The sequence below is a fragment of the Agromyces seonyuensis genome, assembly GCF_009789225.1.
Lineage (GTDB): Bacteria > Actinomycetota > Actinomycetes > Actinomycetales > Microbacteriaceae > Agromyces > Agromyces seonyuensis.
Map to the genome: position 1 here is coordinate 11,470 of NZ_WSTA01000017.1, position 16,068 is coordinate 27,537.

Consider the following 16,068-nt stretch of genomic DNA (forward strand, 5'->3'; position numbering starts at 1 on the left):
AGGATGACGCCGGAATCGGATCGACGGCGATCGGAGGCGAGGATGCCCGAGCGCACGAGCGCGCCCCAGCCCGGCGGGCTGCGCGACCTCGTCGCCTCGTCGTGGCTGCGGGCGCGGGCCGCCCGGCTCGAGCCGGAGCTCGCCGCCGCCCCGCTCGACCTCGACGCCGACGCCCTCGACGACCTCCGCGCCGCGCATCCGCTCGCCGCGGCCCTGCCCGTCGTGCGCCGGCTCCTCGTGCAGGACGCCGAGCCCGGATCCGGCGTGCTCGTGGCGGTCGGCGACGCGCGGGGCCGGCTGCTCTGGGTCGAGGGCGACCCCGGCCTCCGCGCGAAGGCCGAGGGCATGCGATTCGTCGAGGGCGCCGACTGGAGCGAGGCGACCGTCGGCACGAGCGCGCCGGGGACGGCGCTCGCCGTCGACCGCGGCGTGCAGATCCGCGCCGACGAGCACTTCGCGGAGACCGTGAAGCCGTGGAGCTGCACGGCGGTGCCGGTGCACGACCCGGAGCACGGCGAACTCATCGGGGTGCTCGACGTCACGGGCGGCTCCGACGCGGCGGCCGCGCACGTGCTGCCGCTGCTCGTGGCCACGGCCGCCGCGGTCGAGCGGGAGCTCCTCATCGAACGGCTGCGCCGGCCGGCGCGATCCCGCCCGAAGCCGACGCGGCGCACGGGAGCGGCGCGGCTCAGCATCCTCGGGCGCGACACGGGCGAGCTCGTCGGCGCGACGGGCGAGCGCACGACGCTGAGCGCCCGGCACTCCGAGCTCCTCGCGCTGCTCGCCTGGCATCGCGGCGGCATCGGCGCGGAGGCGCTCGCCGCCCTCGTCTACGGCGACGCGCCCTCGACGGTGACCCTGCGCGCCGAGATCGTGCGGCTGCGTCGCGCACTCGCGGGCGTCGCCCCGGAACTCGGACCGCTCGCCCGCCCCTACCGGCTCGGCGCGGAACTCGAGCTCGACCTCGGCGGCGTCGTCGAGTTGCAGCGCCGCGGCGCGCACCGCGCGGCCGTAGAGGCGTTCGGCGGCGGCCCACTGCCCGGCTCCGCGTCGCCCGGCGTCGCCGAGCTGCATGCCGACGTCGCCGCGGGGCTGCGCGAGGCGCTGCTCGAGTCGGGCTCGGCCGACCTGCTGCTCGCGTGGGGGCGCGACCGCGGGCGCGACGACGCCGAAGTGTGGCGCGCGGCCCTCCACGCGCTGCCGCGGCTCTCGCCGAAGCGCGCCATCGCGGTCGCGGCGCTCGAGCGCATCGAGCGCGAACTCGGTTAGCGGTCTCGTCGGTCGAGCAGCGAAGCGTCTCGAGACCTGGTCGGGCCTCTGCGGTCTCGAGACGCTCCTTCGTCGCTCCTCGACCAGCTCAGGTGCGCTCCTCGACCGACGGCGTGCAACGGACTGCAACGTCGCCGCCCGTAGCGTCCAGATCGGCGCACACCCGGTGCGCATGCGAAGTCGAAGGAGCCTTCCCATGACCCTCACCGCCGATCCCTCCGCCGTCGCCGAGCCCGACGACGTCCCCGCCGCCGACGCCCCGACCGTCTACGCCCGCCCCGGCGAGGACGGCTCCGTGGTCTCGTACCGAGCGCGCTACGACCACTACATCGGCGGCAAGTACGTCGCCCCCGCCTCCGGCCAGTACTTCGAGGACATCACCCCGGTCACGGGCCAGGGCTTCTGCGAGATCGCGCGCGGCACCGCGCCCGACGTCGACCGGGCCGTGGATGCCGCCTGGGCCGCGTTCCCCGCCTGGGGGAAGACGAGCCCCGCGGAGCGGGCGGTCATCCTGAACAAGATCGCCGACCGCATGGAGGCGAACCTGGAGGCGCTCGCCGTCGCCGAGACCTGGGAGAACGGCAAGCCCGTCCGGGAGACGCTCGCCGCCGACCTTCCGCTCGCGATCGACCACTTCCGCTACTTCGCCGGCGCGATCCGCGCCCAGGAGGGCGGTGCGGCCGAACTCGACCAGGACACGGTGGCGTACCACTTCCACGAGCCGCTCGGCGTCGTCGGGCAGATCATCCCGTGGAACTTCCCGATCCTGATGGCCGTGTGGAAGCTCGCTCCCGCGCTCGCCGCGGGCAACTGCGTCGTGCTGAAGCCGGCCGAGCAGACGCCGGCGTCGATCCACGTGCTCATCGACCTCATCGGCGACCTGCTGCCCGACGGCGTGCTCAACGTCGTCAACGGCTTCGGCTTCGAGGCCGGCGCTCCCCTCGCTTCGCACCCGCGCATCCGCAAGATCGCCTTCACGGGCGAGACGACGACGGGCCGGCTCATCATGCAGTACGCGAGCGAGCGGCTCATCCCCGTCACGCTCGAGCTCGGCGGCAAGAGCCCGAACATCTTCTTCGAAGACGTCGCCGACGCGAAGGACTCGTTCTACGACAAGGCGCTCGAGGGCTTCACGTTCTTCGCCCTCAACCAGGGCGAGGTCTGCACGTGCCCGTCGCGCGCGCTTGTGCAGCGTTCGATCTACGACGGCTTCGTCGCCGACGGCCTCGAGCGGGTCGGCAAGGTCAAGCAGGGCGACCCGCTCGACCTGTCGACGATGATCGGCGCCCAGGCCTCGAACGACCAGCTGGAGAAGATCCTCAGCTACATCGAGATCGGCAAGGCGGAGGGTGCGAAGCTCATCACCGGCGGCGAGCGCGCCGACCTCGGCGGCGACCTCGCCGGCGGCTACTACGTGCAGCCGACGGTGTTCGAGGGGCGCAACTCGATGCGCATCTTCCAGGAGGAGATCTTCGGGCCCGTGCTCGCGCTCACCTCGTTCGACACGTACGACGACGCCATCTCGATCGCCAACGACACGCTCTACGGCCTCGGCGCGGGCGTGTGGAGCCGCAACGGGTCGCAGCTCTACCGCGCGGGCCGCGCCATCGAGGCCGGCCGCGTGTGGTCGAACACGTACCACCAGTACCCGGCGCACGCCGCGTTCGGCGGGTACAAGCAGTCGGGCATCGGCCGCGAGAACCACAAGATGATGCTCGACCACTACCAGCAGACGAAGAACCTCCTGGTGTCGTACGCCGACGGCCCCATGGGCTTCTTCTGATCGGCGGATGCCGTGGGCACCGGTGAGTCCGGGACGTCGCGGGTCGCGGTGACGGCGGAGGCGGGCGACTTCCTCCGCCGGCTCACCGCGGCCCACGGCCCGCTCATGTTCCATCAGTCCGGCGGCTGCTGCGACGGGTCCTCGCCCATGTGCTACCCCGTCGGGATGTTCCGCACGGGCCCGGGCGACGTGCGGTTGGGGGAACTCCGCATCGACGGGCTCGAACCGATCGAGGTGTTCATGTCGGCCTTCCAGTTCGAGTACTGGAAGTACACGCACCTGACGATCGACGTCGTCGACGGGCGCGGCTCGGGGTTCTCGGTCGAGGCCCCCGAGGGCAAGCGGTTCCTGATCCGCTCGCGCCTGCTGGACGACGCGGAACTGGCCGAGTTCGGCCTGCTGCCGCAGGGCTGAGGGAACGGCCGCGCGAGGCATCCGATCGGGGGTTCGGATGCCTCGTGCGGCGCCCACGCCGCCGTCGGGCGAGGGGCGCGCCAGGCGATCAGGTGGTCTCGTGCGGCGCCCGCGCGCCGTCGCCCGGCCGCAGCTCGATGAGCCGGTCGTGCTTGGCGGACATCCCGTCGCCGGCGGTGCGGCCGCGGAGGCGGCGCCAGGCCCAGGGGGCGGCGTGGCGCCGCACCCATTCGCGAGTCGGCAGCGGGTCGTCGCCGTCGCCGTCGTGCAGCGCGTCGTCGAGCGCGGCGAGGGCCGCGGCATCGGGCACGCCGAGGACGGCGGCGGCGCGGTAGGCCAGCAGCCGGTGCCCGCGGGAGCCGAGGTGCACGCGGTCGGGCGACCAGACGCGCTCGTCGAGGAACTCGCGGTGCGCCCCGAAGTCGAGCAGGCGGCATCCTCGCCGTTCGGCGATCTGGGCGAGCGCCCGGTTGAAGCGCGCGAAGCGCGGCTGCAGTCGCGCGACGAGCGGGTTCGGCGGCGTGAACGCCGTCACGAGGAGCACTTCGACCCCGGCGTCGCGCAGCCGGGCGATGCCCGTGTCGAGGCGCGCGGCGAGCGCGTCGGGCCGGGCCCGCCATTTCACGAGATCGTTCCCGCCGACGAGCACGGCGACGAGGTCCGCGCCGAGGCCGATCGCGGCGGGGATCTGCTCGTCGACGACGTCCCGGACACGGCGGGAGCGCACGGCGAGGTTCGCGTAGCGCAGGGGCGGCGCATCCTGGCCGGCGGAGTCGCCCGCCGCGCCGCGCGAGAGCGCGAGGAGCATTGCGAGCCGGTCGGCCCAGCCCCGGTACTGCCCGTCGGCCTGCCGGCTGGTGTCGTCGAGCCCCTCGGTGAGCGAATCGCCGACGGCGACGAATCGGTCGGGACGCAGCCCCGCCGGCTGCGGCTCCGGGATGCCGCCGACGGCGGTGAGGAAGCGCGCGTCGCCCGCGCGCGCGAGCTCGATCGCGTCGGCGTAGTGCTCGACGAGCTCGTCGACGAGCCGGTCCCAGCCGCGGCCGCGCATCGCGTCGCGGGCGGCCTCGCCGAAGGCCCGGCGCTTCGCCGCGTCGCCCACGAGGTCGGCGACGTGCGCGCGCATCCCGGCGAGATCGCCCGGTTCGTAGAGCCATCCGGTGCGGGAGACGTCGACGAGGTCGAGGGGACCGCCCGCGCCGACGGCGACGACCGGCACGCCGCTCGCGAGGGCCTCCTGGATCGTCTGTCCGAACGTCTCGTGCGGGCCGGGGTGCACGAAGACGTCGAAGCCCGCGACCGCCTCGGCGAGCGCGTCGCCGTCGAGCCGTCCGAGGAAGACCGCCTCGGGCAGGAGCGCCTCGAGCCGGCTCCGCTCGGGACCCTCGCCGACGATGACGAGCCGGGTGCCCGGGAGCCCGGCGAGCGCGGCGAGGTCGCTGAGCTGCTTCTCGGGGGCGAGCCGGCCGACGTAGCCGATGACGGTCTCCCCGCCGGGGGCGTTCCGCGCCCGCCAGGCGCGGCTGCGTCGCTCGGGGCGGAAGCGCTCGGCGTCGATCCCGCGACCCCAGGTGCGCACGCGCGGCACGCCGAGGCGTTCGAGATCGGCGACGGCGGCCGTCGAGGGCGCGAGCGTGAGGGTGGCCCGGCCGTGGATGTCCGCGACGCGACGGGCGAGCGCGGCCTCCGCCGGCGCGGCGCCGTATCGGCGGGCGTAGCCGGGCACGTCGGTCTGGTAGACGGCGACGGTCGGCACGCCGGCGGCGGCGCTCGCCCGCACTCCGGCCCCGCCCAGCACGAAGGGCGAGGCGAGGTGGGCGACGTCGGGGCCGAAGCGGCGCACGATCGGCGCGAGGCGCCGAGGCGTCGCCGGCGCGAGGCGCACCTCCGGATATCCGGGCAGTGCGACCGACGGGATGAGGGCGAGCTCGGCGCCGAACGGGGCGTCGGGTGCGGAATGCCCGACGGGCGGCGCCGGTGCGACGACGAGGGCGTCGTGCCCGAGGGCGTCGAGTCGACGCAGCACCTGGACCACGGAGTTGACCACGCCGTTGGCCTGCGGGAGGAACGTTTCAGCGAAGACGATCACGCGCACGAGGCCAGGATGCGCGGTCTGGCGCCCGTCCGGCGCCCGTGGCGGTGCTGATCGCCGAGGGTTCACCCGATGGTCGCCGTCCGGTCCGCGGCCGGTCGCCTCCGGGCAGAGGAACGCGGCGGGCGGGCATCCCGATTCGGATGCCCGCCCGCCGCGAGGTGCCGGAGACCTACTCCCCCGCGAGCCCGCCGAGGAGGTGGCCCATGGGCCGGTCGAGGGCGAACGGGTCGCCGTGCACGGCCGTGCGGTCGAAACGGTCGACCGCCTCGGCGAACTCGCTCGCACCGCGGCGGATGCGGTCGGGCAGCGAGCGCACGCCGTCGCCGCCGGTGCCCCAGTCGCCCGTCGCCGCGAAGACGCCGGTCGTCATGGGCACCGCGTGCAGGTAGGTGAACAGCGGACGCATCGCGTAGTCGATCGCGAGCGAGTGGCGCGGCGTGCCGCCGGTCGCGCCGAGCAGCACCGGCAGGTCGGTCAGCGCGTCGGGGTCGATCAGGTCGACGAACGACTTGAACAGGCCCGCGTAGCTCGTCGTGAAGATCGGCGTCACGGCGATGAGGCCGTCGGCGCGGCCGAGCGATTCGAGCACCGCCTCGAGCTTGGGCGGCGCGAAGCCGAGCAGCAGGTGGTTGGCGATGTCGTGGGCGAGGTCGCGCAGCTCGACGAACTGGAACTCCGCCTCGACGCCGCGCTCGCGCAGCTCGGTCGCGGTGTCGTCGGCGAGCCGGTCGGCCAGCTGACGGGTGGAGGACGGCGTCGAGAGCCCCGAGGAGACGACGACGATGCGCTTGGTCGTCATCGCACGGCCTCCGTCCGGGTCGCGGCCGGGCCGAATGCCGAGCCGGAACGGCCGACGGGCTCGGCGGGCTTCGCCGAGGTGTCCTGGTAGGGCGAGCCGCCGGTGACGTTGTCGCCGCGGTTCGCACGCGGACGGGGCTGACGGGGCTCGGCGTCACCGTACTTCGCGGCGACCAGCGAGGCGTGGGTCGGCGCGTCGGGCACGTCGGCCGGGCGGCCCTCGGCGAAGCCGGCGCGCAGCGCGGGCAGGATCTCGCCGAGGTGGTCGAGCTGCTCGAGGACCGTCTTGAGCGGCAGGCCCGCGTGGTCGACGAGGAAGAGCTGGCGCTGGTAGTCGCCGACGTACTCGCGGAAGCCGAGCGTCTTGTCGATGACCTCCTGGTGGCTGCCGACGGTGAGCGGGGTCTGCTCGGTGAACTCCTCCATCGTCGGGCCGTGGCCGTAGACGGGGGCGTTGTCGAAGTACGGGCGGAACGCGTCCTTGGCCGCCTGCGAGGTCTTGCCCATGAAGACCTGGCCGCCGAGGCCGACGATCGCCTGCGCGGCGGTGCCGTGCCCGTAGTGCTCGAAGCGCTGGCGGTAGAGGGCGATCATGCGCTGCGTGTGCGAGGCGGGCCAGAAGATGTGGTTCGCGAAGAACCCGTCGCCGTAGTAGGCGGCCTGGTCGGCGACCTCGGGGGTGCGGATGGAGCCGTGCCACACGAACGGCGGCACGTCGTCGAGGGGTCGCGGCGTCGAGGTGAAGCCCTGCAGCGGGGTGCGGAAGCGGCCCTCCCAGTCGACGACGTCCTCGCGCCACAGGCGGTGCAGGAGCTCGTAGTTCTCGACGGCGAGGGGCAGGCCCTGACGGATGTCCTTGCCGAACCACGGGTAGACCGGGCCGGTGTTGCCTCGGCCGAGCATGAGATCGGTGCGACCGCCGGAGACGTGCTGGAGCATCGCGAAGTCCTCGGCGATCTTCACCGGGTCGTTCGTGGTGATGAGGGTGGTCGCCGTGGTGAGCTGGAGTCGCTCGGTCTGGCCCGCGATGTAGGCGAGGGTCGTCGTCGGCGACGAGGAGAAGAACGGCGGGTTGTGGTGCTCGCCCAGGGCGAAGACGTCCAGGCCCACCTCCTCGGCGTGCTTCGCGATCGTCGTGATCGCCCGGATGCGCTCCGCCTCGCTGGGCGTGACGCCCGTCGTGGGGTCCTCGGTGATGTCCGATACCGAGAAGATTCCGAACTGCATTTTCAGCCTCCTGGGCCAGGGTTGCGGCGAATCGCGTTGCGCGCTTCGTTCAATACGTTTGCATTGAACCGAGCGCGGCGCAACTCTATTCCCCGCCGTCGCAGACCTCGCGGACGAATGGCGCACGCACGGGAACGGGGCCCGCCGCTCACGCGACGGGCCCCGTTCCCGGGATCATCCGGCGATCAGGATGCGTCGCCCGGTCCGTGCGAGTGGTCGTGGCCGAGACCGCCGCCGCCCGGGTTGTTCACGGTGAGCTCCGGTCCGGCCGGAGTCTTCGGCAGGAAGTCGCCGACCGTGATGCGGTCGCCGCGCACGCCGTTGACCGCCTCGGTCGAGCCGGCGAACTCGAGCACCGCCGTCCCGACCGCCCCGAGGTTGGTGTAGAGCGCCTTCTTGTCGATGTTCTCGATCGTGTCGCAGGCCTGGTGGTAGCACTGGTCGTAGGACTCGCCCGCGACGCCGCCCCAGATGGCCGCCTGCTCCTCGGTCTTGACGACCTCGGCGCCGGTGAAGAGCCCGCCCGACGGGATGCCCGCCAGGATGAACGCCTCGTAGTCGCTGCGGCCGCTGAACTCGGCGTCGTCGTAGGGCACCTTCAGCGCGGTGTAGTACCGCTCGAAGAGGTCCTCGATCGCCGTCGAGCCCGCCGGCACGTCCACCGGGGCCGGCCAGCTCGACTGGTCCGCGTCGTACACCATCTGGATGTAGTTCGGCGAGGCGACCATGTCGAAGTTCAGGTAGAGCGCGATCTTGTCGAGCTCGGCCTGGGTCCGGCTGTCGACCCACGCCTGGGATCCGAGGAGGCCGTCCTCCTCTGCGCCCCACCACGCGAAGCGGACGGTGTTCTGCGGCTTGAGCTTGCCGATCTTCTGGGCGATCTCGAGCAGCGCGGCGCTGCCGCTGCCGTTGTCGTTGATACCCGGCCCCGCCGAGACGGAGTCCAGGTGCGCACCGGCCATCACGACGTTGTTCGGGTTCCTGCCCGGCAGTTCCGCGATGACATTGGTCTGCGGCCGCTGCTCCGGCTCCGGCGTCACGACGGTCGCGGTCGAGCCGGCGGCGGCGAGGGCCTCGCCCGCCGCATAGCTCGCGCCGACGACGGGGATCTCGAGCGGTTCCGTGTTGACGCCGAAGAGCGTGCCGAGCAGGACGCCCGAGCGCTCGGGCGTGTTGCCCTGGTTGAACTCGATGACCGCCTCCGCGCCCGCGGCCTGCGCGTTCTGCGCCTTGACGCCGAACTCGCACGTGCCGCGCTGGATGAGGGCGATCTGGGATCCCGGCGCGTCGAAGCCGAGCCCCGCGAAGTCCTCGGGCTCGCAGCCGCTCGTGACCGCCGTGGAGTTCGGCTGGCCCAGCACGACGTCGACGGGGATGACGATCCCCTCCACGGTGCCGTAGCCGGTGCCGGTCATCGACTCGCTCTCGTGCGTCGCCGGAGCCGGGGCGAGCTGAGTGAGCGTCGACGGCCCGTTGTAGGTGTAGTCGAAGGTGTGCGTCGACACCTTCCACCCGGCCGCCTTCATGACCTTCTGGACGTAGGCTGCGCTCGCGTCGTAGCCGGGCAGCCCGGCGGCGCGGTTGCCGCCGTTGGCATCGGCGATCTTCTGGAACTCCTGGAGATGGCCGATCACGCCGTTCGCGCTCACGCACGAGAGCAGCTTCGAGACGGAATCGGTGGAGCGGACGTCGCACGCTTTCGAGGAGGGTGCGGCGATCGCGGCGCCCGTGGGCACCGAGGCCAGTGCGAGGACCGCGACGGATGCGGTCGCCAGCAGCTTGGCCCGACGGGGAAGGGGTGCAGATCTGGACATCTCTCTCCGTTCCGAGCGAGTCTCCGACGACGCGCTCGGGAGGCGACGCTAGCCCTGAGCCATCCTCAGTACCAGGGTTGACCTTCGGATGCCTTCCGGCTATGAACGGGCTGAATTCCGGCCGTTCATGAAGGGACTCTCATCGATCGCCCGGAACCGAGAGTCGGGCGAGTTCCCCCGTGCCCTCGACGACCTCCGCCCAATCGCCGACGTCGAGCACGAGTTCCGCGACGGCGCAGGTCGGCAGTTCGAGCCATTCGCCGCAGAGCTCCGACACCGCCTCGCTCATGCCGGGGTTGTGGCCGACGAGCATCGCCGATTCCGCCTCCGACGGCAGTCCCGCGGCGACCGAGAGGATGCCCCGCGACGACGCCCCGTAGAGCGAGCGCTTCTCCACCACGAGCCCGTCGAGCCCGAGCGCGCCGGCGATCGCCGCGGCGGTCGTGCGCGCCCGCAGCGCCGTGCTCGTCAGGATGACGTCGGGTCGGACGTGACGCTCGGCGAGTCGGAGCCCCATCGCCGGAGCGTCCCGTTGGCCGCGCGCGTCGAGGGGTCGATCATGGTCCGCGAGCCCCGGGTCGCCCCAGTCGCTCTTGGCGTGCCGCACGAGGAAGAGCGTCTTCATGCGGCCATGCTGCCAGCCGGGTCCGCACGAGCGCGAGGCCTCCGCACCGTCCGGGACGTGCGTCGCCCATAGACTCGCACGCGATGAGCACGATCGCGATCGTCATTCCCAGCCTGAACGATGCCGAGTTCCTCGAGCGCTGCCTGCGCGCCATCGCCCTGCAGACGCGCGCCCCGGACGAGATCATCGTCGTCGACAACGGCTCGACGGACACGACCGCCGAGGTCGCCCGCGCCGGCGGCGCCCGCGTCGTCGACGAGCCGCGGCGCGGCATCTGGCCGGCCTCCAGCGCCGGCTTCGACGCCGCCACGAGCGACTACCTCGCCCGACTGGACGCGGACTCGCTGCCCGCGCAGGGCTGGCTCGCCGAACTCGAACGGCGCATGGACGCCGAGGACTCGCCGACCGTCGTCACGGACTCGGGCGTCTTCTACGGCAACGGGCCGATCGTGCGATGGCTCGGCACGAACGTCTACCTCGGGGGCTATTTCTGGTTCTGCGGCCTCCTCCTCGGACATCCGCCGGTCTTCGGCTCGAACTTCGGGCTGCGCCGCGACGCCTGGCTCGAGCTCCGCGACGTCGTGCACCGCGACCGCGCCGACCTGCACGACGACCTCGACCTGGCGTGGATGCTGCGCCCGGGCATGGACGTCGTCCGCGATCGCGATCTCGTCGTCGGCATCTCGGCGCGGCCGTTCGACACCTGGCCGGGCTTCCTCCGGCGGGTGCGCATGGCCTTCCACACCCTCGCCGTCCTCCAGCGCGCCTGGCCGCTGCACCGCCGCGCCCGCGAGCGCCGCGGGGCCGCGCCGTGGCGCGCTAGCGGGCGGTGACGTCCGCGTCCGAGGCGTAGAGCGCCAGCAGGTCCCGCACGAGCTGGTGCGGGGTCGTCTCGCACGGCGAGTGCCCCGTCGGGTAGACCGCGAGGTCCGCGCCGATCGATCTCGCGTACGCCTCGTGGTCGGAGATCGGCCAGAGATCGTGCTCGCCGACCGCGACGAGCTTGGGGATGCGCGCCGCCCGCACCGCATCGCGGAGATCCGGCGTCCGCATCATCAGCCCGATGATGTCGTCGACGCTCGCCCGCCTCGTGAGGTCGAACCGCTCGCGCACGAACCGCAGCCGCCCCGGCGGCACCTTGTTGAGGTTGTTGCGCACGCCCCAGAGCATCAGCGCGGCCCCCTGGTGCGGGGTCGTGAAGCGGCTGAGCGGTCCGATCGTCTTCACGCCGCGGAAGGCCTGCCCCGGCAGCGGCGGCGAGCTCAGCAGCGTGAGGCTCGCGAAGCGTCGCGGCCGGCGGAGGAGCGCGAGCTGGGCGAGCGTGCCGGCGAAGGAGAGCCCGAGCACGTGCACCGGCCGGCGCTCCGTTCCCGGCACGTCGCCGTCGTCGAGCACTGCGAGGAGGTCGTCGAGGAACAGCCGTTCGTCGTAGGACTCCCTGCCGAGGCGTTCGGGACCGGCTTCGGCCGACTCGTACTGGCCGGCGAGATCGAAGGATTCCACGCGGTAGCCGGCAGCCGCCAGCAGCGGCAGCATCAGGAGGAAGTCCTCCTTCGAGCCGGTGGCGCCGGGCACGAGCAGCACCCGTTGCCCGTTCTCCGGCCCGTGCTCGATGCGCGCGAGCGGACCGCTCGGCGCCTCGAAGAACGAGCGCCGCGTCCCCGCGGGGAGCGCGCGCCAATCCAGATCGGGGATCCCGGCATCCAGTTCTGCCGGCCCGTTCGCACCTCGGAGCGATTCGTGCGCCGTCACGGGGACACGATAGCGAGCGTGCGCGCCGACGTCTTCCGCACTCGCCCGGATGCCCGCTCGAGGGTGGCCGGACTGTTCGCTTTCAGCGTCCGCATCGCCGAACCTGGCCGAGCTCACGGAGAACGGCCGTACGCTGGGGCAATGGCCACCGTCGCATTGACCCTGGACGACTTCGAGCAGACGATCCTCGAGGGCGGAACCGTCTTCGTCGACTTCTGGGCCGCCTGGTGCGGACCGTGCCTCATGTTCGCACCCCACTACGAGGCCGCGAGCGAGGAGCACCCGGACGTGGTGTTCGCCAAGGTCGACACCGAGGCGCAGCAGCAGCTCGCCGCCGCGATGAACATCACCTCGATCCCGACGATCATGGCGTTCCGCGACGGCATCGGCGTCTTCGCGCAGGCCGGGGCCCTGCCCAAGCCCGTCCTCGACGACCTGATCACGCAGGTCAAGGCGCTCGACATGGACCAGGTCCGCGCGCAGCTCTCCGCCGCCGAGGCGGCCGAGGAAGCGGCCACGCCGGTCGACGCCTCCTGATCCGAAGCGCCCGTTCGACGCAGTCGGAACCCACCGCGCGGCGCTATCGCCCCGCCGATCCCCGGCACTACGGTGTGGCGTGGGGGCCGCGAACGACGGACCCCCGATCGAGGGGGAAATCGTGTTCGAGTCGCTGTGGGACTGGTTCTGGCTGATGATCTGGATCTTCATCGAGATCGCGTATCTGTTCGCGATCATCTGGATCATCATCGACGTGTTCCGCGATCACAGCCTCGGCGGCTGGGGCAAGGCGGGGTGGCTGCTCTTCCTCATCGTCGTGCCCGTCATCGCGGGCCTGGTGTACCTCATCGCCCGAGGCCAGGGCATGGCCGAGCGCTCGCAGAGCCGTCGCAGCGCGGTGTACGAGGACGACGACTACCGACCGCGGCCCGCGGCGAATCCGACCGAGGAGATCGCCAAGGCCCAAGAGCTGCTGAGCAGCGGCGTCATCACCCAGGGCGAGTTCGAGGCGATCAAGAGCAAGGCCCTCACCGGGCGCTACTGACCCGCCGGCCGGCCGCTGTCAGCGGCAGCCCGGGGCGAGCGAGCTCAGCGCGCGCTCGTCCTCGGGCGCGATCGTGAGGCCGTACTCGACGAGCACGGCCTCGAACCGGTCCGCGTACGCGCAGACGTAGGCGTCGCCGGGCAACCACTCCCCCGGTCCCGAGTCGGACTTGGCGTTGTTCGCCGGGCCGTCGACCGCGAGCAGGTTCTCGGGATCGTTCGCGAAGCGCTCGCGAAGGCCTTCGTCCCACTCGTCGGCGCCGTGCCGCCACGCGTAGGACAGCGGCACGACGTGGTCGATCTGTACGGCGGCCGAGGTGTCGACGCCGCGCGCGAAGGCGATCTGCGAGCCGGTGTACGGGTCGTCGAGAATCCCCGTGAGCACGGTGCACCCGTCCCCGTCGAGAGTGATCGACGCGAGATCGCGGGCGAGCACGTCGTTGCGGGCGTCGCAGCCGTTGCCGTCGGGATCGAGCCATCCGTGGCCGAACAGATCCCGTTCGTAGTCGCGGCCGTCGCCGCCGGCATCCACCACGGGGCCGTCGCCCGGATCGGCGCCGCTCGAACCGTCGGGTTCGGCGAGCAGGTACCAGGCGAGGAGCACGAGGATCGCCAGCGCGATGGTGGTCAGGGCGGAGCGCGCGCTCGTGCGCGCGGTTCGGCGTCGGGTTCGCACCGGGCGAGGCTATCGGCCGCGCGCGGCTCGGCGCGAACCGACGCGCTCAGGCGCGCTCAGGCGGGGTCGAGCGCGTCCAGGTCGTCGAGCCCCGAGAGGTCGAGGTCGAGCCCGTAGGGCTGCTGGTCGCCCGTGATGCGCACCGGGACGCGGACGTAGCGCCCCTGCTGCGCGAGCGCGTCGAGCTGCTCGCGACGGCGCTCGTCGGCGGCGGGCTGCAGGTACCCGCCCTGGCGCGGCTTGCCGCCGCCCTCGAGGACGACGCCGACGCGGTAGCGGGGGCTGAGCCAGCGCCGGGAGCGCGGCACGAGCACGGCGTGCTGCGACGGACCGGCCGCGATGCGGGCGAGGTCGATCTTCGACTGCCGACGCTGCACGTCGACCGGCACGAGCGTCTGCAGCTCCCGGTCGACCGCCGCGGGCGCGTCGACGAGCTCGGCGTGCTCGAGGCTCTCGAACGAGCCCCACCGGTCGGGATTGCGCGCGGGATCGGGCCGGAGGACGACGACGAGGACCCAGATCACGACCGCGACGAGCAGCGCGTTGTACGCCCAGAAGAGGGGCGCGGGCCCGTCGGGCCGGACGACCCCGGTGCCGAGGGCGAGCACGAGGAGCACGAGGAACGGGAGTGGCTCCCAGCGAAGCAGGGGGACGCGTCGGGGGGCGCTCATACGCTCCAGGGTATCCGTCTAGGCTCCGGCGATCCTGACGGCGGCAGTCGGCAGGGCGGCGGCCGCGTTCGGCACGATCGGGATCTCGGCGGTCGGCGGGGTGCGCCCCTCGGTCGGGGCGGCGGACGCGTCGACGCCCGGGCTCGGGACGACGGAGGTCGCGGTCACGATCGGGATGGCCGCGGTGATCGGCACCGGCTGGGCGCCGAGCTCGACGGCGGGCGCGGGCGAGTCATCCACCTGCTCGGGCACGCGCGAGCGCTCGAGCCGGACGCACACGATGCCCGCGAGGATGAGCGCGCCGCCGAGCAGTTGCAGCGCGCCGAGCGCCTCGCCGAGCAGGAGCCAGCCCGCGACCGCGGCGAAGACGACCTCGGAGAGGCCGAGGAAGGCGGCGACTCGGGTGCCGAGCAGACCGATGGCGGTGACGCCCGCGAAGTAGGCGAACGCCGTCGAGAGCGCGCCGACCACGACGAGCGGCACCCACCACGGAGCCGCGCCGCCGAGGAAGGCGACCTCGCCGAAGTTCGCCTCCATCGGCAGCAGTCCGGTCGCGCCCACGAGCCCGAGGGCGATCGCGCCGACGACGAAGCCGGCGGCGATGAGGGCGATGGGCGGGAGGTCGCCGGCCTTCTCGCCGACGGTGTAGTAGACGCAGACGCCGATCATGGCGATGCCGGCGAAGAGCAGGCCGAGCGGATCGAGCGTCCCGCCGCCGGGGCCGATCACGAGCACGAGGCCGCCGAGGGCGAGGAGCGAACCGAGGATGACGATGCCCTGCGGGCTACGGCGCGTACGGACCCAGACGAGGCCGACGAGGGCGATGGGCGCGAGGTACTCGATGAGCAGCGTCATCGAGACGGGGATGCGGGAGAGCGAGGCGTAGAAGAAGAACTGCACCGCGGCGACGGCGACGAGGCCGTAGAGCAGCACGATCCAGCGCGCTTTCCACAGCGGCCGCAGATCCCACTTCAGGGCGATGAGCGCGGGCACGGCGAGGATGAGCGCGGCGACGGTGATGCGCGCGAGAACTGCCGCACCGGGCGACCAACCGGCCTCCAGGAGCGGCTTGACGAAGACGCCGCCGACGCCGAACGCGAGGCCGGCGGCGAGGCCGAGGATGATGCCGAGAACGCCCTTCGACACGGGGTGCCCTTTCGAACTCGCCCGACCGGGGCGGCGGCGCCCGTCATGGGCGAAGGTGGTTATGCTCATGACGGTAAATCCCCGGGCCGTCAGGAGTCAAATGCTTTTCACCCATGACACGATCGTCGGGCTCGCGTTCGTCGTCGCCCTCTCCGACACGGCCCCCGAAGCATCCGAATCGGGCGCCGACGAACTGGGCTCCCCGGCCCGGCTGACGGCCCTCCTCGACGACTACGACTACGCCGGCCGACGCGACGGCGACGCCGCCGAGCTCGCCGAGGTGGCCGCGGCACGCACCCGGCTCCGCGAACTCTGGATGCTCGATCGCGACGAACTCGTCGACGCCGTCAATCTGATCCTCGCCTCGTCGAACGCCGTGCCCCAGCTGGCCCGCCACGACCGCCTCGACTGGCACCTGCACGCCACCAGCCGGGAGGCGCCGCTCGCCGAGCGCATCCTCGTCGAAGCGTCGCTCGCCCTCGTCGACGTCATCCGGGCGGATCAGACCGACCGTCTCCGCGACTGCGAGGCCGAGGACTGCGGCAGCCTCTACGTCGACCTCTCGAAGAACGCGTCGCGGCGATTCTGCTCGACGAAATGCGGCAACCGGATGGCCGTGCGCGCCTACCGTGCGCGTCAGGACTGAGGCGACGGCCGCCGACCCGGTCGCGACTTCGTTCGAACCGCCCCGACGCTCTCGCGCCCGACCCCGCATCCCTCGCTAGAATCCGCGGGAGAGTACCTCGGGTCGGCGCGG

General features: G+C 72.6%; 16 protein-coding genes. 7 read left to right on the forward strand and 9 right to left on the reverse strand.

Annotated features, from left to right (window positions below):
- The first annotated feature begins 42 nt into the window (after window positions 1-42).
- From GB864_RS05485 to GB864_RS05495, 3 genes are all read left to right on the forward strand, one after another.
- Window positions 43-1,269 (forward strand): GAF domain-containing protein, encoded by a 1,227-nt coding sequence (locus GB864_RS05485; RefSeq protein WP_236778904.1) that lies wholly within the window; start codon window positions 43-45, stop codon window positions 1,267-1,269.
- A gap of 196 nt (window positions 1,270-1,465) precedes the next feature.
- Window positions 1,466-3,052: an acetaldehyde dehydrogenase ExaC gene (gene exaC / locus GB864_RS05490; protein ID WP_160423342.1), complete on the forward strand. Its 1,587-nt coding sequence runs from the start codon at window positions 1,466-1,468 to the stop codon at window positions 3,050-3,052.
- 12 nt (window positions 3,053-3,064) lie between these two features.
- Window positions 3,065-3,466, forward strand: coding sequence for a DUF779 domain-containing protein (locus GB864_RS05495; RefSeq protein WP_336603886.1), 402 nt, complete (start codon window positions 3,065-3,067; stop codon window positions 3,464-3,466).
- Window positions 3,467-3,554: 88 nt separating this feature from the next.
- Here GB864_RS05495 and GB864_RS18925 read toward each other — a convergent pair whose 3' ends face one another.
- The 5 genes from GB864_RS18925 to GB864_RS05520 form a co-directional block, all read right to left on the reverse strand.
- Window positions 3,555-5,561, reverse strand: coding sequence for a glycosyltransferase (locus GB864_RS18925; RefSeq protein WP_160423343.1), 2,007 nt, complete (start codon window positions 5,559-5,561; stop codon window positions 3,555-3,557).
- A 169-nt stretch (window positions 5,562-5,730) separates the two neighbouring features.
- Window positions 5,731-6,360, reverse strand: a complete 630-nt coding sequence (locus GB864_RS05505; protein WP_160423344.1) for a CE1759 family FMN reductase — start codon at window positions 6,358-6,360, stop codon at window positions 5,731-5,733.
- Entirely contained in the window at window positions 6,357-7,586 is a 1,230-nt protein-coding gene (locus GB864_RS05510; RefSeq protein WP_160423345.1) for an LLM class flavin-dependent oxidoreductase, read from the reverse strand. Before GB864_RS05510 ends, GB864_RS05505 begins: the two co-directional genes overlap by 4 nt.
- A 185-nt stretch (window positions 7,587-7,771) precedes the next feature.
- Window positions 7,772-9,400 carry a M28 family metallopeptidase gene (locus tag GB864_RS05515; RefSeq protein WP_160423346.1) on the reverse strand — a complete coding sequence of 543 codons (1,629 nt, stop codon included), beginning with the start codon at window positions 9,398-9,400 and terminating at the stop codon, window positions 7,772-7,774.
- A 139-nt stretch (window positions 9,401-9,539) separates the two neighbouring features.
- On the reverse strand, window positions 9,540-10,025 hold the full coding sequence (locus GB864_RS05520) for a SixA phosphatase family protein (RefSeq protein WP_160423347.1): 486 nt from the start codon (window positions 10,023-10,025) through the stop codon (window positions 9,540-9,542).
- A gap of 83 nt (window positions 10,026-10,108) precedes the next feature.
- Here GB864_RS05520 and GB864_RS05525 point away from each other — a divergent pair, with 83 nt between their 5' ends.
- The gene (locus tag GB864_RS05525; RefSeq protein ID WP_160423348.1) at window positions 10,109-10,858 is read left to right on the forward strand and encodes a glycosyltransferase family 2 protein; all 750 of its coding nucleotides are present in this window, start codon (window positions 10,109-10,111) and stop codon (window positions 10,856-10,858) included.
- Here the strand turns inward: GB864_RS05525 and GB864_RS05530 are convergent.
- Window positions 10,845-11,777: an alpha/beta fold hydrolase gene (locus GB864_RS05530; RefSeq protein ID WP_160423349.1), complete on the reverse strand. Its 933-nt coding sequence runs from the start codon at window positions 11,775-11,777 to the stop codon at window positions 10,845-10,847. The two genes, GB864_RS05525 and GB864_RS05530, sit on opposite strands and share 14 nt — an antisense overlap.
- A 141-nt stretch (window positions 11,778-11,918) precedes the next feature.
- Here GB864_RS05530 and trxA point away from each other — a divergent pair, with 141 nt between their 5' ends.
- The gene (trxA, locus tag GB864_RS05535; protein WP_160423350.1) at window positions 11,919-12,314 is read left to right on the forward strand and encodes a thioredoxin; all 396 of its coding nucleotides are present in this window, start codon (window positions 11,919-11,921) and stop codon (window positions 12,312-12,314) included.
- A 121-nt stretch (window positions 12,315-12,435) separates the two neighbouring features.
- The gene (locus tag GB864_RS05540; RefSeq protein WP_336603887.1) at window positions 12,436-12,819 is read left to right on the forward strand and encodes an SHOCT domain-containing protein; all 384 of its coding nucleotides are present in this window, start codon (window positions 12,436-12,438) and stop codon (window positions 12,817-12,819) included.
- An 18-nt stretch (window positions 12,820-12,837) separates the two neighbouring features.
- On the opposite strand, the gene GB864_RS05545 is transcribed toward GB864_RS05540, so the two are convergent.
- From GB864_RS05545 to GB864_RS05555, 3 genes are read right to left on the reverse strand one after another with little or no spacing between them, the layout of a single operon-like run.
- Complete coding sequence (locus GB864_RS05545) at window positions 12,838-13,494, reverse strand: HNH endonuclease family protein (RefSeq protein WP_336603888.1); 657 nt, start codon at window positions 13,492-13,494, stop codon at window positions 12,838-12,840.
- A gap of 56 nt (window positions 13,495-13,550) precedes the next feature.
- Window positions 13,551-14,165 (reverse strand): hypothetical protein, encoded by a 615-nt coding sequence (locus GB864_RS05550; RefSeq protein ID WP_160423351.1) that lies wholly within the window; start codon window positions 14,163-14,165, stop codon window positions 13,551-13,553.
- Between the two features lie 18 nt (window positions 14,166-14,183).
- On the reverse strand, window positions 14,184-15,311 hold the full coding sequence (locus tag GB864_RS05555) for an EamA family transporter (RefSeq protein ID WP_336603889.1): 1,128 nt from the start codon (window positions 15,309-15,311) through the stop codon (window positions 14,184-14,186).
- A 100-nt stretch (window positions 15,312-15,411) separates the two neighbouring features.
- Here GB864_RS05555 and GB864_RS05560 point away from each other — a divergent pair, with 100 nt between their 5' ends.
- The gene (locus tag GB864_RS05560; protein WP_160423353.1) at window positions 15,412-15,957 is read left to right on the forward strand and encodes a CGNR zinc finger domain-containing protein; all 546 of its coding nucleotides are present in this window, start codon (window positions 15,412-15,414) and stop codon (window positions 15,955-15,957) included.
- Window positions 15,958-16,068: the final 111 nt, after the last annotated feature.

Coding starts and splice junctions, on each gene's coding strand:
- GB864_RS05485 (WP_236778904.1), top strand. CDS start 43: ATGCCCGAGCGCACGAGCGCGCCCCAGCCCGGCGGGCTGCGCGACCTC.
- exaC (WP_160423342.1), top strand. CDS start 1,466: ATGACCCTCACCGCCGATCCCTCCGCCGTCGCCGAGCCCGACGACGTC.
- GB864_RS05505 (WP_160423344.1), bottom strand. CDS start 6,360: ATGACGACCAAGCGCATCGTCGTCGTCTCCTCGGGGCTCTCGACGCCG.
- GB864_RS05510 (WP_160423345.1), bottom strand. CDS start 7,586: ATGCAGTTCGGAATCTTCTCGGTATCGGACATCACCGAGGACCCCACG.
- GB864_RS05515 (WP_160423346.1), bottom strand. CDS start 9,400: ATGTCCAGATCTGCACCCCTTCCCCGTCGGGCCAAGCTGCTGGCGACC.
- GB864_RS05520 (WP_160423347.1), bottom strand. CDS start 10,025: ATGAAGACGCTCTTCCTCGTGCGGCACGCCAAGAGCGACTGGGGCGAC.
- GB864_RS05525 (WP_160423348.1), top strand. CDS start 10,109: ATGAGCACGATCGCGATCGTCATTCCCAGCCTGAACGATGCCGAGTTC.
- trxA (WP_160423350.1), top strand. CDS start 11,919: ATGGCCACCGTCGCATTGACCCTGGACGACTTCGAGCAGACGATCCTC.
- GB864_RS05550 (WP_160423351.1), bottom strand. CDS start 14,165: ATGAGCGCCCCCCGACGCGTCCCCCTGCTTCGCTGGGAGCCACTCCCG.
- GB864_RS05560 (WP_160423353.1), top strand. CDS start 15,412: ATGCTTTTCACCCATGACACGATCGTCGGGCTCGCGTTCGTCGTCGCC.